Below are 16,641 nucleotides of genomic sequence, written 5' to 3'. Positions count from 1 at the left end.
CTTGTTTTTTATTACGATTAATTCTCAATTGATATTTTAGTGTTAAACTTTGGCACAACAATAATTTATTCTATTTATCCATAAGGAAACAAAATGAATTGGATACAAGAATTTTTAAATTCTTTCTATTGGATAATCAATGTGATGGGAATCATTTTGATTGTCTGCCCGATTATCTCTGCGATACTCATTAAAACGACTAAATGGGGACAACAGTTTTGGTTGTTAAGTGCCGATTATTTTTCCGTTAAACGGAGTATTAAGCCGCTTGCTTACTTTTTTACCGTATTATTTTTTAGTTTAGTCACCGTTCGAATTGATATTCTATTATCTGAATGGAACAAAGCGTTATACAATGCTTTACAGCATTTGGATGCGGCGGAATTTTGGACGCAAATTATTGTATTTTCGGTGTTGGCGAGCGTGCATATTGCGAATGCGTTATTGATTTATTATGTGCAGAAAGCATTTACCATTCACTGGCGAAAATGGGCAAATGAAGTCGGTTTGGATAAATGGTTCAGCCACCAAGCATATTATAAAATGTATTATGCGGACAAAAGAATCGATAATCCTGATCAACGTATTCAACAGGATATTTCCGCTTATGTGACAAACTCTTTAAGTCTATCTTTAGGATTAATTAAAGCGGTCACCTCAATGGTTTCCTTTACGATAATTTTATGGGGATTATCAGGGCCAATGTCAATCGGTGATTTTACCTTGCCTCACGCGATGGTTTTTTTAGTTTTTATTTATGTACTGGTGAGTACGGCGTTTGCTTTTCAAATCGGTAAACCTTTGATTAATCTTAATTTCAATAATGAAAGATTAAATGCAAATTATCGTTATTCTTTGGTTCGGATAAAAGAATATGCTGAAAGTATCGCTTTTTTTAAAGGGGAAAAAGTCGAAAAGAATCAATTAATTGCTCAATTTAATAATGTGATCGATAATGTGTGGCAAATCGTATATCGAACGTTAAAATTTAACGGCTTTAACCTTGCGGTTACACAAACATCTGTGATTTTTCCGTTTTTGATTCAAGCTACCCGTTTTTTTGAAAAGCAAATTCAGTTAGGTGAGTTGATGCAGACGGCACAAGCCTTTAGACGTGTGCAAACGTCTCTTTCCTTTTTCCGTAATATTTATGATGATTTTGCCGGTTATCGTGCCGTGTTAGAACGCTTGAGTGATTTTTATCAAGCGGCGGATAAAGCACGATATGATGTTGATATTCAGCAGGCAGTAGGAAATAGGGTTATTTTTGAAGATCTCACGGTGAAAACGCCGGAAGGGGAAATTCTGGTAAAAAATTTCAATATTAATCTATTTGAAGGCGATTCTTTGCTGGTTCAGGGCATCTCAGGTTCGGGAAAAACAACATTATTACGGGCAATTTCCGGTCTATGGCGACATTCTGAGGGAAAAATTTTTCTCCCTATTGATAATGTGTTATTTATTGCACAAAAACCGTATTTACCACAGGGGCGATTAATTGATTGTTTGTATTACCCGAATGTTGTACCGGAAGAGGCAGATATGGGTAAACTCACTTCCATTTTACGTAAGGTTCGATTAGAACATCTTGTTGAGAAACTGGAACAAGAAAATAATTGGATGAGCATTTTGTCTCTTGGGGAACAGCAAAGGGTTGCTTTTGCACGTATACTACTGCATCGACCGACAGTGATTTTCCTTGATGAGTCAACATCGGCGCTTGACGAATATTTGGAAGAACAAATGTATCTTCTTCTGAAAAAAGAGCTGCCGCAGAGTATTGTCATCAGTGTAGGCCATCGTTCGACCTTAGTTTGTCATCATAAGCAATATTTACAGCTTTATAGCGATGGACGTTGGGCATTAACGTATTCATAGCGAATCATTATGAGGTAAGACGTTTCTATAATGAGGAGATATTTCTCCTCTTTTTTCTTTTTATTTTTAAATTTGTGATCTAACCCTCGGTTTTTTTATTCATATTTTAGTATTCTGTAAAAGATAATACTTATTATTTATACTTTAGGAACGACAATTTATGATGAAAAAAACACAAATTGCTACTTTTATTTCCTCTCTCTTTTTTACCTCAATAACCAATGCAACTAATACGACATCGGATACCCAATTAGACACGATCTCTGTGGTTGCAAGTGCAGCACCTACTTCATCAGGTTTAAAAACGCTTTCGGCAGAGGATATTGCTCGGACTCCTGCAAGAAATGGCAATATTTCGGAATTACTCAAAAATAATCCTGCCGTACAGTTTAGCGGTACAACGAATAACTCAAGACAAGCAGGTGAAATTGCTCCCGATTTAATCAGCTTTCATGGTGAAGCCTACTATAACAATAGCTATTTAATTGACGGTTTATCAAACAGCGATATTCTTAACCCGGGTTCTGCCAACGGCGGATATAAATCGGAGGAAGATTTTACCCAGCCGACTTCTATGTATATTGCCCCCGGCTCACCGGAATCTTTCCACATAAACAGCCGTCTATTAAGAAATGTTACGGTTTATGATAGCAACGTGCCGGCAAAATACGCTCGTTTTACCGGTGGTGTGGTTGATGCTGAAATTAAAGATCCTGAGCCATCAAAAGCAAGCGGTTCGATGAGTTATCGTACAACTCGTGATAGTTGGACCTCCTTTCAACTAAACGATAAAGAGCGGGAAGAATTTGATAACGCTTATGCAGAAAGTAATGTTCAACCGAAATTTACGAAACATATTTTTGATTTTACCTTAAATCAACCTATTAATGATAAGGCGGGAATATTGTTCAGCTATAACCGCACGCAATCAAAAATGCCTGAATATCATCGAGGGTTAAATCGTTGGGAAAAAGAACGTCGTTTAGCCGAAACTTTTTTACTAAAAGGGAGCTATCAAGCAAATGATCAGCACAAGTTATTGGCGACATTCTTATATTCTCCTCACAAAAACGTGTATTACAACGATAATGTTAAAAATGGACGTTATGTGAGCAAAGGCGGTGGTTGGCGCGCTAATATAGAATCACAATATGCAGGTGATTGGGGGGCGTTAAAAACAACGATTGCATATCAGCATAACCGTAACAAAATAGCCCACGATGCAGGGTATAATTATTACAACTGGTTTGGGGAAGGGGTATTACCAAATAGCGGAACACAATGGTGTAGTTATATCAATATAAAAACCGGGAAATGTGATTTTAAGCGTGAAGGCGGTATTGGCGAACTTTCCTCCCAAATGAATACTTGGACGATAAAACAGGATTATGAGTCCGAACGATTAAATTGGGTAACAACCCAACACAAATTATTCTTAGGTTGGCAAATGGATTTTGCCTCCGCTAAATCGGAACGTCCTCACGCGGTACGTTATATGTCAACATCAAGAGGAGAGGCGAAGAAAGTAAGGGTTGGACAAGGTCAAGACTGTGTGGATTGTATTCCAAACGAGCAATTCCAAAATAGTATGACTTACTATCCGGCATTTAATGCCAAAGTGAATCTCAATAACTACAACCTTTATTTTTCCGATGAAATTCACTGGCAGCGTATTAAGTTAGTGCCGGGCGTAAACGTTAATTACGACAGCTTTTTGAAAAATCTTAACATTGCCCCTCGTTTTGCTTTTAACATTAACGTATTAAATGACGATAGCTTCAATATTACCGGGGGATATAATCGTTATTTTGCCAACAATATGTTGGCTTATGCGTTGCGTTCAACAATTCCTTGCCCTCGAGAAAGTCATAAACGTCATCGTGCCAATGATGAATGGGTATTAGGCGATTGTGCGAAGAACTTTGCCTCTTGGGAAAATAGCCGTGATTTAAAAACACCGTATAGTGATGAATATAATCTCGGATTTAATTATATTTTGGCGGATCACAGACTTGCATTTAACTGGGTTCATCGTAAAAGTGAGCGACAATTTGTCCCTGCCGAACAAGATCCTAAAAATAAAGCACCGAAGAAAATGACGAATGATGGCAAAGGAAAAACCAATACTTTTACTCTTAGTTTCCAAAATAACAAAGCCTATAAATTGAATAAATTATCAATGAATTATCGCTTTGGCTTGCGCTACCAGCATAGAAATGTGAATTATCACGGTAACTATGATGAAAGTTTAGTTTTTGATCCGGCATCTTTCAACGGAAGATATTATCTTTTCGAAGGAAAACGCTACGCTTCCGTAAATGAACTTCCACCGTTTAACTTTAATCAACCTTGGGAAGGCTTTATTGAATTTCAAACCGATTTTCCGGATTGGAATTTAAAATGGACACATGTCCTTAACTATAAAACCGGTTATAAGGCGTATCATCGTTATGATGTAGCCCAATGTGCGAACTCAAGCCAACCTCAAGCCTGTGGCGATTACAGCGGTGCGGTTTATGACTATCGCTCGAAAAAGTATAGCGGAAAAGCAACGCTGGATTGGCATTTGCTTTGGTCGTTACCGATTCGTGAGCAAAAAATAGAAGTGAACCTTGATGTGCTTAATGTCTTTAATAGCCGTGTAGCGACAAGCAGCCCGAATTCACAATATTTGGGGGGAACGGAAAACCAAAGCTCAACAGGCTATGAATTAGGACGCCAGTTCTGGCTAGGTGTTGCTTATCATTGGTAATCTAAACGCATTGATTAATTAAAAAATCACGTTAGGTATATTGTTACCTAACGTCATTTTTTCTTTATTTTACGGAGTATTATTTTGCGTAATATATTTTATGTTTTATTATTTTTATTCTCGACAATCGCAGCTGCCGGCACATCTATGCCGATACAAGGACAATTGGAAAACGGATTGCGTTATACCATTTTACCTCTTCATTCTCAGCCTCGGCGTGTGGATGTTATTATGCGGGTTTATGCCGGTGCGATTGATGAAGCACCTGCCCAAAGCGGTGTGGCTCATATGGTTGAGCATATGGCATTCCGCGCTACGGAATCTTATGTTAAAGGAATTATGCCTTATCTTCATCAACAAGGTTGGTTAAGGGGTAAAAATTATAATGCCTTTACGAATCAGGAAAACACCACTTATATTTATATGCCGCCAAAACATTTTAGCCTAACGCAAACGTTAGAGGTAGTAAAACAAATGCTTTTTAAAGCACAAGTCAATGCTTCGGATTGGGAGAATGAACGTAAAATAATTTTAGAGGAATGGCGAACAAGAGATAGTGCCAGAAGACGGCTTTTTGAACAACGACAAACATCTCAACGTTTTGGTTCCCGCTATGAAAATCGAACGGTGATTGGTTCTCAAAAGAGCATTAACACAATGCCGGTGGCAGAATTACAGCAGTATTACCAAACCTGGTATGTACCCAATAATATGCAATTACTGCTTGTGGGAGATATTCAGGTTAATGAAGTTGAAAAGTTGATTAAAGCTCATTTTTCCGATCTTCCGAAAAAGCAACTTCCGATTCGAGATAAACATTATTATGAACCTAAATTAATTGAACGAATTAAAGTTGATCGCCTTAGTGATCCGCAAAATAATAACAGTCAAGTGAGCTATTTATGGCGATTTGATGATCATATAAGCCAAGAACAAACGGAAATAGGTTTTAAACAACGTCTTATCGATCAACTGGCGGTAAATAGTTTAAATCAACGTTTTAGAGAAGAAAAAAATCAAATGCCGTCAGATTTATCCTCCTTGTCGGTACGTAAAATTCCCGTAGGAAAAATAACCTCCGCCTTGATTTTTACGGCTAATGTTGAGAAACAATCGCATCGTATCGGTGCAAACTATATGATTGAACAATCCGAACGATTGAAACATTATCCGATTACGCAATCTGAATTAGATAAACAGAAGGAAAAAATATTATCTCAACAAAAAAATGATAAAGCGAACCAACAAAATTTCACTTTTGAAGATTGGGTTCAAACCATGATCAGCACATTGCTTAATGAGAAAAACTATTATAGCCAAGCTCAGATTGAAAAAATGACAAAAGACGGAATAGATAAAATTAGTTTGAGCGAAGTTAATCAACGTATTCAATATTGGTTAAATGCCTCGGATCAAATTTTGCAATATATGCCTCCGTTAAATATTGAGATTCCGCCGATTGAACTTGCCGAAGTAAAACAATGGCGGCAAATGGCAAAGCAGGGCAGTTTTAATGTTCCAACGGAAAGTGCAAAAGAAAAAATGACCTTTGCCCCGCTAAAAGAGCAGGGAAGTATTGTGAAAGAACAACGTTTTCCTGAACAAAATACGGTACGTTGGACACTTTCTAACGGAGATATTGTCGTTTGGCTAAAATCGCCTATTGCAAAAAATAAAAGCTATTTTGTCGCTCAAAATCAAGTGGGATCAAATGCCTCGATTCTTCAAGATTGGAAAGGGAAATTAGCAATACAACTTATTGGTAATAACGCGCCTTTAAATTGGAAGCGTAATCAAATGCTAGAATGGAAAGAAAATAATCATATTCCTCTTATTATTCGCCAAAGTTTTGACAAATTGAATATTTTAAGCACTGTTGAGAATGATAAATTCGCCGATTTACTCCGTTTTTACTATGCTCAGCAAAAAGAAACAACAATCAAAGAAGAATTTGAAAAAACTAAAAGAGAAGCTATCTGGCGTATTGAGCTACAATCCCGTTCTGATGAATTTAAACGTAATTTAGCCTGGGAAACGTTTGTTTACGGACATCCGCTCAATTCTCAACCAACAATAAAACAAATTGAAGTATTAACCGAAACGGAACTTATGCAACAGTGGCAGGCACTTTCTATGGTACCTGTAACTTACTTCATTATGAACGATATGGAAGAAAGTAAAGTGCGGTCATTTTTAGCGCAGAATTTAGCCGCTATCGAAAGGGGAAAAACTATCGAAACCGAACCTTTGAAAGTGCAAGCAGGTCAAGCTAAAGAAAAATTTGCAATGAATCCGGAACCAAAGGATAACGTCTATATCTCGTGGTTTACCCAAGACAATTGGGATGCTAAAAAAGCGTTAGTGATTGAATTTGCAAGTAGTATTGCTTCTGAAAAATTAAGTAAAAAAATGCGGGATGAGACATTAGGTATTTATAGCAAACGATTTAAAAGCCGTCTGCAAGCGGAGACGAATCGCATACAAACCACTTTGACTTTTTCCTCGAACCCGGAAATAACGGATAAATTGATTAAAATTGCCAAACAGGTATTAATTGATTTACCAAATAGTATTACAGCGGAAGAATTTGAAACCGCAAAAAGTTATTTTTATCAAACCGAGGAAAGCGGGCAACAATCTCCCGAAGCTTGGTTAGAACGATTGATTTACAGTGAAAACCGCTTCCATACTCCTCAATATTTAACGGAAATTAAACCGATTGTGGAAAGTATTACGCTTGATGAGGTGAAATTAGCAGCTAAATATCTCTATAACCCTGAAAATCAAAGAGTGTTTATCACGACACCTAAAACACCAAAAAATTAATAAGAAAACAGCCGATAAGATTAAACATTATCGGCTATTTTTGAAGGGATTTAAACAGACAAAACGGTTGATATTTTCAGTATTATGTAGCACTTACACAAAAAATTGTAGGGTGGCGTTAGGCTAAGCCGTGATGCACCGTAATGAAATTTATTGATAAATTGATAGACAGGGTTGCTACCCCAAGAAATATTAAAGCCCTTTGTACAACTGATACATAATACCGGATATGTTTAGAACGTAAAAATACCGGCGGCAAAACCGGAATCCAGCTATTTCGAAAGTTGTTCAATCAGATTTGTCAAACCTTCCTCATCATAACCTTCTTCATATTGTGCTTCATCAGCGGTGAAGTTGTGAAGGCTACGGCCGGCAATGCAACCGTACTTTTCTAATTTTCCTTTTGTGAAATTCGTACGATATTGAGAGGAGCGATTATTTAAGCTTATCACGCCGATGGTGGAATTTCGGCAAGGATGTTTATTGATAAAGACTAAGTTATAGCCCGATTCGCGAATATAGCCGGTTTTATTAATTGCCGCATCAAACACTTCTTCGCGCACCAGTTTATTGGTATTTCTCACGAATACGTTGCGAGCCCCCGCTTGAATATAAGCGCTTGGCATATTAGAAAGGTTTTTAATTTGCGGTTTATGCATAGAATATTTAGCAAGTTTCACTAAATCCATCACGCTTGAAATATTGCTATCGGAGAGCCCGGAGCTATCAGTGAAACGCGTTGAATGCATACCCAATTCACGAGCTTTTTCGTTCATTTTTTGAATGAATTGTAAACGGCTCATTCCGGCCGAGCGGGCAAGCGCGTGTGCGGCATAGTTATCGGAATGAACAAGCATTGCTTTTAATAATTCATGACATGAAATAGGCGTATATTTGGGTAATTTTGTATGTGTGCCTTTAATGTAATCATAATCATCATCCGTAATCGAGGCGGTACAGCGAGGATTTTTGTTATGTTCCAAAAACACATTCGCCGTCATTAATTTTGTGACGGAGGCGATGGGCTGAACATAATCGGGAGTGCGACTTTCCAACACTTTATTCCGCGTAAAATCATAAACGACATAGGATTGCGCTATTGTAAAAGTGGGGATAAAAAATAAAATTGGAAAGAGTTTCTTTAACATTGCTAACACCGATAAATAAAAAGACCTCGTATTCTACCGCACTTTTACTGGAAATATGGCTTATTTTTGCGATCCGGCTCCCAAAAAGTGCGGTCAAAAATCGCTTTGTTTTGGAAATCTGCTAGCTTATCGATTGGTAAATCTGTAAAATCGCTGCTCATTTTATATCAGGCTTTTTTGTTGTGGAAAAATACCACAATTTCCATTGCCGTAATGTGTAGCAACGAGGCTTTATGTTAGAACAAATCGAAACGAAAAAAATCAATTTAATGGATTTAACACGCCGGCAGATGCGTGAATTTTTTCAGGAATTAGGCGAGAAACCGTTCCGAGCCGATCAATTGGTAAAATGGATTTATCATTTTGGCGAAGATAATTTCGACAATATGACGAATATTAACAAAAAATTACGTGAAAAATTAAAAACGGTGGCTGAAATTAAAGCACCGGAAGTCGCCGTAGAACAACGCTCTGCCGATGGCACGATCAAATGGGCTATGCAAGTAGGAGAGCAACAGGTCGAAACCGTCTATATTCCTGAGGCGGATCGTGCCACGCTATGTGTTTCTTCACAAGTGGGTTGCGCACTTGCCTGTACTTTCTGCTCTACCGCCCAACAAGGTTTTAATCGTAATTTGACTGTTTCTGAGATTATCGGGCAAGTGTGGCGGGCTTCAAAAATTATTGGTAATTTTGGAGTAACCGGAGTGCGTCCTATTACCAATGTGGTGATGATGGGAATGGGAGAACCGTTGTTAAATGTGGCGAATGTGGTGCCTGCAATGGAAATTATGTTGGATGATTTCGCATACGGATTATCTAAACGTCGTGTGACGCTTTCTACATCAGGCGTTGTGCCGGCATTGGATAATTTGAGTAAAATGATCGATGTGGCATTGGCTATTTCGCTCCATGCGCCGAATGATCGGTTACGCGATGAAATTGTGCCGATTAATAAAAAATATAACATTAAAAGTCTAATTGATTCTGTGAACCGCTATTTAAGTGTCTCTAATGCAAATCACGGAAAAGTAACGATTGAATATGTGATGCTGGATCATATCAATGACGGCGTAGAGCATGCACATCAGCTTGCGGAAGTATTAAAAAACACCCCTTGTAAAATTAACTTAATTCCATGGAACCCGTTCCCGCAGGCACCTTATGCGAAAAGTTCCAATACACGCATTGATCGCTTTCAAAAAACATTGATGGAGTACGGTTTTACCGTGATTGTTCGTAAAACTCGCGGTGATGATATTGATGCCGCTTGCGGTCAGCTTGCAGGGGATGTTATTGACCGAACTAAACGTACGGCGATGAAGCGTCAGTTTGGGCAGAATATTGGGATTACACAAGTTAATTAATCGTTCATTTTGTTATCGGAGGAAAAATGAAACCCTTCTTTATTCAATACTTAAGTGCGGTCATTTTTCCTCTTATTTTTTCAGCCTGTGTTTCTCAAACTTCTTCCTCTGATGATTTCAATAAACAGCAAGCGGCAAAAGCTCGCGTGGAATTAGCCTTAGGTTATCTGCATCACAACAATTTTCCTCAAGCTAAACAGAATTTGGATAAGGCCTTGGAACATGATAAAAATTACTCTCTTGTGCATTCTGCATTTGCACATTTCTATCAGCTACAAGGTGATGTAATCTCCGCGCGGGAATCTTATCTTCAAGCAATAAAACTTAATGATAAACAAGGCGAAACCTATAATAATTTCGGTGCCTTTTTATGTGGGCAGGGAGAATTTGAACAAGCCCGTCAAGCCTTTGAACAGGCATTATCCTCACCTCGTTATTATCACCAAGCCGATACTTATGAAAATCTGGCGCTTTGCGCACGAGCATTCAACCAAAAGGATATTTATCAACAAGCTGTCGATAAATTACGGCAGATCGATGAATATCGTGCGGAAAAACTGAATCAAATCAAATAAAACGTTGCCAAAATGGGCTTTGGACTTTAAAATTCAGCCCTTAATATGTCTCATAACTTAATATTTTATGAATATGCCAGTTGAACCCATTGAAGTGCAAAGTGATCGAGAAATGACGCTTGGTGAAAAATTTCGTCAAGCGCGTGAGTCTCTTAATCTCTCTCTTGAAGATGTTTCTAAACAAATCGCCTTACGTCCAGCCATCTTAGCGCAAATCGAAAATAATGAATTTATCCAAAAAAATGTTCCGGCAACTTTTATGAAGGGCTATGTGCGTAATTATGGAAAATTTTTACGTTTACCGGAAAGTTTGTGGGCGGATCTTTCTGTTGGTGAAACGGAGAAAAACGATTTAGGAAAAAATGCACGTGTTAGACGTTCTGCGAACCAATATTCTTCACACGGTCGTTGGGTAGGGTATTTAACGGCATTAGTGCTTCTTGTGGCCTTAAGTATGACGGGACTATGGTGGTGGCAAAATTATCAGAAATCCAATGAAGAGCGTGATACTTTAGTCCAAAATTATGTATCTGACACCGAGGCAAACAAGGAGAAATCTGAAAATTTATCAGCTCAATCCGTTGAAATTTCAGTGCCGCAATCAGCTCAAACAGCGGAATCATCAATAAATATTCCGACTGCAGAGGTTTCGACAAATACTGAAATCAAAGTGGAAAAGGCGGCTCGAACTCCGTTAGTTCAGTCGGAAAATCCATTGCCAAAATCAATGACGTTTAAAGAATCTGAAAGGGAATCGAACGCAAATGAAGAGGTTGTGTCTGATACTCAAAGTGCGGTTGAAAATCCGAGTATTTCTTTGGCTCCACCGACGGCACAGGGTGATTTGGTGGTAGAAATATTAAAAAATACCAGCTGGCTAAGCGTTAAAGATAAAAACCGTAAAGTGCTTGCACAAAAAGAATATAAACAGGGTGAAGTGCTAACATTTAACGGTGATGAATTTTCTTTGATTGTAGGCGCACCCGGTAATGTTCGCATTACTTATAAAGGTGAGAATTATCCATTGAAAATCGATGGACGAATTGCAAAATTTAAACTTTCACAACCTTAATAAGGAAGGATATGTCTGCTTTTCAACCGACCATTAAGCGTCGTGAATCGACAAAAATTTATGTAGGAAATGTGCCGATTGGTGGAGATGCGCCGATTGCCGTACAGTCTATGACGAATACCCGTACAACAGATGTTGAAGCAACGGTCGCTCAAATTAAATCTTTAGAGCGTGTTGGTGCGGATATTGTGCGTGTTTCTGTACCCACGATGGATGCGGCGGAAGCATTTAAAGTTATTAAACAACAAGTGAATATTCCGCTTGTGGCGGATATTCATTTTGACTACCGTATTGCACTAAAAGTCGCAGAGTATGGTGTCGATTGTTTGCGTATTAATCCGGGGAATATTGGGCGTGAGGATCGTATTCGAGCCGTGGTGGATTGCGCACGTGATAAAAATATTCCGATTCGTATCGGTGTGAATGCCGGTTCTTTAGAAAAAGATCTTCAAGAAAAATATGGTGAACCGACACCACAAGCCTTATTGGAATCCGCACTGCGACACGTGGAAATTTTAGATCGCCTTAATTTTGATCAATTTAAAGTCAGTGTGAAAGCCTCTGATGTATTCCTTGCTGTTGAGTCTTACCGTTTACTCGCAAAATCGATTAAGCAGCCGTTGCATTTAGGTATCACTGAGGCCGGTGGTGCGCGGGCGGGAGCCGTTAAATCTGCGATAGGTCTGGGTATGTTGCTTGCAGAGGGTATTGGAGACACGCTACGTGTTTCGCTTGCCGCAGATCCGGTGGAAGAAATTAAAGTCGGTTTTGATATTTTAAAATCTCTGCGAATTCGTTCTCGTGGTATCAATTTTATTGCTTGCCCGACCTGTTCCCGTCAGGAATTTGATGTAATTGGTACGGTAAATGCGCTGGAACAACGTCTTGAAGACATTATTACGCCAATGGATGTATCAATTATCGGCTGTGTCGTAAATGGACCGGGAGAAGCCTTGATTTCTGATCTGGGCGTTACCGGCGGTAACAAAAAAAGTGGTTACTATGTCGATGGTGAGCGCCAAAAAGAACGTTTTGATAACGAGGATATCATTAATCAATTAGAAGCGAAGATCCGTGCGAAAGTGGCACTACAGGATCCGAAAAATCGTATTATTTAAGGAAAACAAGTGGCAAAAATAATTCAAGCAATTCGTGGTATGAACGATTGCTCACCAACTGAAACGCCATTATGGCAATGGGTTGAAACACAAGTACGTGAAGTATTGGGCAGCTATGGCTACTCTGAAGTGCGTATGCCGATTGTGGAAAGCACGCCGTTATTTGCTCGTGCTATCGGTGAAGTAACGGATGTCGTATCAAAGGAAATGTATACCTTTTGGGATAATGATGAACAGTTGACTCTTCGTCCGGAAGGTACGGCAGGTTGTGTACGCGCAGCGATTGAACATGGCTGGATTTATAATAATGAACAACGTTTGTGGTATATGGGACCGATGTTTCGCCACGAACGACCGCAAAAAGGGCGTTATCGCCAATTTCATCAAGCCGGCGTAGAAGTTTTCGGCATTGCAAATCCGGAAATTGATGCGGAATTGATCATTTTAACCGCTCGTCTCTGGAAAGCGTTAGGTATCGAGCAACATGTTTCTTTACAACTAAATTCTATCGGTTCGCTAGAAGCACGGGCGAATTATCGTTCGGCGTTAGTTACATTCTTAGAAAATCACCGAAATCTAATGAGTGAGGAAGAAAAAGAGCGTTTAGTAAAAAATCCTCTGCGTATTCTGGATACCAAAAACCAAGAATTGCAGAATGTATTGGATAACGCACCTAAATTACTTGATTATTTAGATGATGAAAGTCGCGAACATTTTGCTCAATTATGTTCGTTACTGGATGCGGTAGGTATTCGATATGAGATTAATCCGAAACTTGTACGAGGATTAGATTACTACAATAAAACGGTGTTTGAATGGGTAACCTCTGCATTGGGCGCACAAGGTACTGTATGTGGCGGCGGACGCTATGACGGTTTGGTTGAACAACTTGGCGGTCATGCAGCACCGGGGGTTGGTTTTGCTATGGGATTAGAGCGTTTGGTGCTTTTGGTTCAAGAAGTGAATAGCAATATTCCGGTGAAAAGTGCGGTTGATATTTATGTTGTTTATCAGGGTGAAGGTACTACTTTGGCGGCATTTCAACTCGCCGAAAAAGTACGCTCGGCATTACCGCATTTGCGGACAATGTTACATTGTTCCGGCGGTAACTTTAAAAAACAATTTAAACGTGCGGATAAATCAGGTGCGGTATTAGCTTTGGTTATTGGTGAAAGTGAAATTCAAAATAACCAAGTAGTCGTAAAACACTTACATGGTGGAACGGAGCAGCAAACACTTGAGTACACACAGGTGATCGATTATATTCGGTCTCAATTTTAGTTTATAAAGGAAAATAAAATGGCATATTCTATTGAAGAAGAACAAGAGATTAACCAATTAAAAGAGTGGTGGAAAGAAAACGGTAAAACGATTATTGTTGCCTTTATTTTGGGTATTGGCGGTATGTTTGGTTGGCGTTATTGGCAGTCTCATCAGGCAAACCAAATAGCGGAAGCTTCTGCCGGATATGACGCTTTAGTTTATGCGGCAGAGCAAGATCCTGCGGTACAAAAAGCAAAATTGGCGGAATTTGTTCAAGCAAACAGCAAAACCAGCTATGCCGTATTTGCTTTGCTTGACGAAGCGAAAAATGCCGTTGCTAAACAAGATTTTGCTCGGGCTGAAGCCGCATTACAGCAAGCTTTAACTCAGTCTCAAGATGAACTCTTAACTTCACTTACCGCATTACGTTTAGGCGCGGTACAGTTTCAACTAGGTCAATTAGATAGCGCATTATCTGCGTTGAATCAAGTTAAAACAGCCGGTTTTACCGCCCGTAAAGCGTTATTGACCGGTGATATTCAATTAGCCAAAGGTGATAATACCGGAGCTAAAAACAGCTTTGAGCAGGCACTCCAAACAGGGAGCGCATTAGAACGTCAAGCCGCTCAAATGAAACTCAATAATCTTTAATGAAGACGCCCGAAAGGGCGTTGATTTTTTATGCGCATCTTATTTCCCTTTTCTCCTCCGATTCTTTGTGTTTTTATCGGCACAGTTATGTATTTTTTACCGTTAATCGGACAATATCCCCGTTATCTATTCCTCATTTCAATTTTTATTTTGCTTTCCGGCTCTATTGCTATCGCAAGTGTTTGGCAATTTTATCGACACAAAGCAAATATTGATCCGCAACAATTAGACAAAACGACAATTCTTGTCACTTCCGGTATTTTTCGGGTTAGTCGTAATCCTATGTATTTGAGTTTATTACTGATGTTATCCGGCTGGGCGTTATGGTTGGGAAATTTATTGGCTTGGACAGGTGTCGCTGTTTTTGTTTTTCTAATGAACCGATTTCAAATTTCTCAAGAAGAAGCTTATTTGGAAAAGCAATTCGGCGAAGATTATCGCCGATATAAGTCAAAAGTAAGACGTTGGATATAAAAAATACGGTCAAAATCGACCGCACTTTTAGATTTTGTAATTACTCGTTATTTGGGGTTAATGGCTTTGAAGGTTCGGTGATAGATCTTCCGAATGTAAAAGCAAAGACAAAATAATAAAGTTCTAATGATTAAAAAGGTAACGTATTATGGATTGCTTTCTTTTTGGTAGGTCTATCACAAATTCTCATAAAAGTTCAATTTTTAATTGGCTATTTATGGTTATATTTGGTAGTCTATCTGGGTTAGTACCTTATTCTTTCTTTTTCAGTATATTTAGGTGAGTTTTTATTATTGTCGGATTGGCTATGTTCACTGCTTTTTATTAAAAAGATTAAAAAGGTGTTTTTATTTACTGGTTACATAAAAAGAGCTTTTATTTTAAGAATATGAAACATACACTGATAAGCACAGCACAGCATACTGTCATAGCGTAAATTTTTCTTCCTATCGGCAAAACCCAAGGCTGACGGTTTTTATTTATTAAAAACCGTCAGCCTTGGGTTTTTTGTTTTTTTATTAAACTCAAGTTACTGAAATTTATCAGCGCCTTGTACGAACCTTCCGTGCGATTTGGCGATATCGGTCGCCATTTGGCAAAAGGAAGTGAGTATCAAATTAAATCATAAAAAAGGACTACGTATGAAAAAAACATTGTTAGGAGTCGGGGTTGTGCTTGCGTTAAGCGGTTGTGCCCGTGATGCGAATCAACCTTTAGAACTATGGCATAATTTTAGCCAAACGAAATTAGAAACCCAACTCGGTGAAAATCAAGCCTTAGCGGTTTTTTATCGTCAAGATGATGCCCAAGGTGGCGCAACCAATATCTATGTTGATGGCGATTATCAAGCTTCACTGCTTCCGAATGCATACAGTGCCGTCGCTGTTTGTGCGGATAAACATTTATTCAGTACCTCCCTTAGCTCAAATCAACAATTCGGAAATCGAACCCAAGGGGCAAGCTACACCTTACCGGTGGGCGACATTGCTTATGTGAAAGTGTCTCAAGGTGCGAACGGCCAACCTTATTTAGCGCGAGTAGAGCCGTCAGTTGCCGAGCAAGAAATCGCCAACTTACCGAAAGAAAACCAAACCTTATCACGTGTTCCGAGTGCAAACAACTGCCAACCTCCGGTCGTGATTGCAGCGATAGCGGTAGATAGCAACGCATTATTTGCTTTCAACAAATTCGGTTACAAAGACATTCTTCCGGCGGGCAGAGAAAAATTAGAAAACTTTATGGCGCAGGTAAAAACCTTAAAAGTTTCTCACATTGTGGTGGGCGGTCACACCGATAATCTCGGTTCGGACAGCTACAACCAAACCCTATCTGAAAAACGCGCAAATAGCGTAAAACAACAGTTACAACAAGCGGGGATTACCGCACCGGTCAAAGCTATCGGTTTCGGTAAGAAAGAGCCGGTGGTCACGAATTGTTCCGCCTTAACCGGTGCGGCAAAAAATCAATGTAATTTACCTAACCGCCGTGTAGAAATTACCGTTTACGGTGAAAAATAA

The 16,641-nt window shown here is 39.0% G+C and carries 12 protein-coding genes; 11 read left to right on the top strand and 1 reads right to left on the bottom strand.

All coding sequences use genetic code 11. The features are described 5' to 3' along the window. Positions 1-93 precede the first annotated feature (93 nt). From IHV77_RS02465 to IHV77_RS02455, 3 genes are all read left to right on the top strand, one after another. Positions 94-1,878, top strand: a complete 1,785-nt coding sequence (locus IHV77_RS02465; protein WP_194812581.1) for an ABC transporter ATP-binding protein/permease — start codon at positions 94-96, stop codon at positions 1,876-1,878. Between the two features lie 160 nt (positions 1,879-2,038). Then, a complete protein-coding gene (locus tag IHV77_RS02460; RefSeq protein ID WP_194812580.1) occupies positions 2,039-4,630 on the top strand; it encodes a TonB-dependent receptor plug domain-containing protein in 2,592 nt (863 codons plus the stop codon). A gap of 84 nt (positions 4,631-4,714) precedes the next feature. Continuing rightward, positions 4,715-7,456: a M16 family metallopeptidase gene (locus tag IHV77_RS02455; protein WP_194812579.1), complete on the top strand. Its 2,742-nt coding sequence runs from the start codon at positions 4,715-4,717 to the stop codon at positions 7,454-7,456. A gap of 272 nt (positions 7,457-7,728) precedes the next feature. Here the strand turns inward: IHV77_RS02455 and IHV77_RS02450 are convergent, their stop codons facing one another. Beyond that, entirely contained in the window at positions 7,729-8,604 is an 876-nt protein-coding gene (locus IHV77_RS02450; RefSeq protein WP_194812578.1) for a D-alanyl-D-alanine carboxypeptidase family protein, read from the bottom strand. A gap of 233 nt (positions 8,605-8,837) precedes the next feature. Between IHV77_RS02450 and IHV77_RS02445 the strand changes: the two genes are divergently transcribed. From IHV77_RS02445 to IHV77_RS02410, 8 genes are all read left to right on the top strand, one after another. Beyond that, the gene (locus IHV77_RS02445; RefSeq protein WP_194812577.1) at positions 8,838-9,971 is read left to right on the top strand and encodes a bifunctional tRNA (adenosine(37)-C2)-methyltransferase TrmG/ribosomal RNA large subunit methyltransferase RlmN; all 1,134 of its coding nucleotides are present in this window, start codon (positions 8,838-8,840) and stop codon (positions 9,969-9,971) included. Between the two features lie 26 nt (positions 9,972-9,997). After that, the gene (pilW, locus tag IHV77_RS02440) at positions 9,998-10,546 is read left to right on the top strand and encodes a type IV pilus biogenesis/stability protein PilW (protein ID WP_194812576.1); all 549 of its coding nucleotides are present in this window, start codon (positions 9,998-10,000) and stop codon (positions 10,544-10,546) included. 67 nt (positions 10,547-10,613) lie between these two features. Then, positions 10,614-11,618 carry a RodZ domain-containing protein gene (locus tag IHV77_RS02435; protein WP_408635274.1) on the top strand — a complete coding sequence of 335 codons (1,005 nt, stop codon included), beginning with the start codon at positions 10,614-10,616 and terminating at the stop codon, positions 11,616-11,618. Between the two features lie 11 nt (positions 11,619-11,629). Then, the gene (gene ispG / locus IHV77_RS02430; protein ID WP_194812575.1) at positions 11,630-12,736 is read left to right on the top strand and encodes a flavodoxin-dependent (E)-4-hydroxy-3-methylbut-2-enyl-diphosphate synthase; all 1,107 of its coding nucleotides are present in this window, start codon (positions 11,630-11,632) and stop codon (positions 12,734-12,736) included. Between the two features lie 9 nt (positions 12,737-12,745). Continuing rightward, positions 12,746-14,017 (top strand): histidine--tRNA ligase, encoded by a 1,272-nt coding sequence (gene hisS, locus IHV77_RS02425; protein ID WP_194812574.1) that lies wholly within the window; start codon positions 12,746-12,748, stop codon positions 14,015-14,017. 18 nt (positions 14,018-14,035) lie between these two features. Continuing rightward, positions 14,036-14,650, top strand: a complete 615-nt coding sequence (locus IHV77_RS02420; RefSeq protein WP_194812573.1) for a YfgM family protein — start codon at positions 14,036-14,038, stop codon at positions 14,648-14,650. Positions 14,651-14,680: 30 nt separating this feature from the next. Then, the gene (locus IHV77_RS02415; RefSeq protein ID WP_408635273.1) at positions 14,681-15,124 is read left to right on the top strand and encodes a methyltransferase family protein; all 444 of its coding nucleotides are present in this window, start codon (positions 14,681-14,683) and stop codon (positions 15,122-15,124) included. Positions 15,125-15,765: 641 nt separating this feature from the next. Beyond that, positions 15,766-16,641 carry an OmpA family protein gene (locus IHV77_RS02410; protein ID WP_194812572.1) on the top strand — a complete coding sequence of 292 codons (876 nt, stop codon included), beginning with the start codon at positions 15,766-15,768 and terminating at the stop codon, positions 16,639-16,641.

Source organism: Rodentibacter haemolyticus, assembly GCF_015356115.1.
Classification (GTDB): Bacteria; Pseudomonadota; Gammaproteobacteria; order Enterobacterales; family Pasteurellaceae; genus Rodentibacter; species Rodentibacter haemolyticus.
Note: the sequence above shows the minus strand (reverse complement) of the source record. Positions and strands in the feature narration are given on the sequence as shown.

Excerpts from the sequence above, each read along its gene's own strand:
- IHV77_RS02410 (WP_194812572.1), top strand. The coding sequence starts at position 15,766 with ATGAAAAAAACATTGTTAGGAGTCGGGGTTGTGCTTGCGTTAAGCGGT.
- pilW (WP_194812576.1), top strand. The coding sequence starts at position 9,998 with ATGAAACCCTTCTTTATTCAATACTTAAGTGCGGTCATTTTTCCTCTT.
- IHV77_RS02465 (WP_194812581.1), top strand. The coding sequence starts at position 94 with ATGAATTGGATACAAGAATTTTTAAATTCTTTCTATTGGATAATCAAT.
- IHV77_RS02435 (WP_408635274.1), top strand. The coding sequence starts at position 10,614 with ATGAATATGCCAGTTGAACCCATTGAAGTGCAAAGTGATCGAGAAATG.
- ispG (WP_194812575.1), top strand. The coding sequence starts at position 11,630 with ATGTCTGCTTTTCAACCGACCATTAAGCGTCGTGAATCGACAAAAATT.
- IHV77_RS02420 (WP_194812573.1), top strand. The coding sequence starts at position 14,036 with ATGGCATATTCTATTGAAGAAGAACAAGAGATTAACCAATTAAAAGAG.
- IHV77_RS02450 (WP_194812578.1), bottom strand. The coding sequence starts at position 8,604 with ATGTTAAAGAAACTCTTTCCAATTTTATTTTTTATCCCCACTTTTACA.
- IHV77_RS02445 (WP_194812577.1), top strand. The coding sequence starts at position 8,838 with ATGTTAGAACAAATCGAAACGAAAAAAATCAATTTAATGGATTTAACA.
- IHV77_RS02460 (WP_194812580.1), top strand. The coding sequence starts at position 2,039 with ATGATGAAAAAAACACAAATTGCTACTTTTATTTCCTCTCTCTTTTTT.
- IHV77_RS02415 (WP_408635273.1), top strand. The coding sequence starts at position 14,681 with ATGCGCATCTTATTTCCCTTTTCTCCTCCGATTCTTTGTGTTTTTATC.